Origin of the sequence: Methylophaga sp. UBA4204, from assembly GCF_002379485.1 — a bacterium.
Lineage (GTDB): Bacteria > Pseudomonadota > Gammaproteobacteria > Nitrosococcales > Methylophagaceae > Methylophaga.
On the sequence record NZ_DFTU01000060.1, the window covers coordinates 4985 to 5898 of the forward strand.

General features: G+C 46.6%; 1 protein-coding gene. It reads left to right on the top strand.

Going from position 1 to position 914, the window contains the following annotated elements; translation table 11 throughout:
- Window positions 1-243 precede the first annotated feature (243 nt).
- Window positions 244-914 (top strand): type IV pilus twitching motility protein PilT (locus tag B3182_RS08530; protein ID WP_292752360.1); only part of this gene is annotated, 671 nt, incomplete at its 3' end.

Consider the following 914-nt stretch of genomic DNA (forward strand, 5'->3'; position numbering starts at 1 on the left):
TGTCCTGCTTCAGCTAGCTCACGTAGCCGGGATGCCGGCCAGGTTTTGCTTACAGCAAGCAATTTCACTGAGCCTGGGGAGCGATTAGCCTGTTGTTCTGCCAATTTGATGAAGTTCATCACAGATTGCAGACGTGTTTTTGAATTTGTCATGTTGCAAGCCAGTCTGGAGCGCGCTACCTTTAACAGTATTCGCTATGTTGTCATCGACATGTAGCCATCATTATCGAATTAAGGAATGTGCATGGATATTACTGAATTGCTGACCTTTAGTGCAAAAAACAATGCATCCGATTTGCACATCTCTTCTGGTGAGCCGCCAATGATTCGGGTTGATGGCGATATAAAACGCATCAATTTGCCTGCTATGGAACACAAAGAAGTGCATGCCATGATATATGACATCATGAATGACCGTCAGCGTAAGGATTTTGAAGAGTTTCTGGAGGCAGACTTTTCGTTTGAGATTCCCAATCTGGCGCGTTTCCGGGTCAATGTGTTTAATCAGAACCGGGGGGCAGCCGCGGTTTTCCGGACCATACCTTCAACGGTGCTGACACTGGAAGAATTGGGTGCCCCCGAGATTTTCAAACAGATTTCCGACAATAATCGCGGTATTGTGCTGGTCACTGGACCGACTGGTTCCGGTAAGTCGACCACGTTGGCTGCAATGATTAATTATCGTAATGAAAAAGATAACGAACATATACTAACCATTGAAGACCCGATTGAATTTGTACACCGCAGTAAGAAATGTCTAATCAATCAACGTGAAGTGCATCGTGACACCCATGGCTTCAGTGAGGCATTACGCAGTGCTTTGCGGGAAGATCCTGACATAATTCTGGTCGGGGAATTACGTGATCTGGAAACCATTCGTCTGGCACTGACTGCCGCGGAAACCGGTCACCTGGT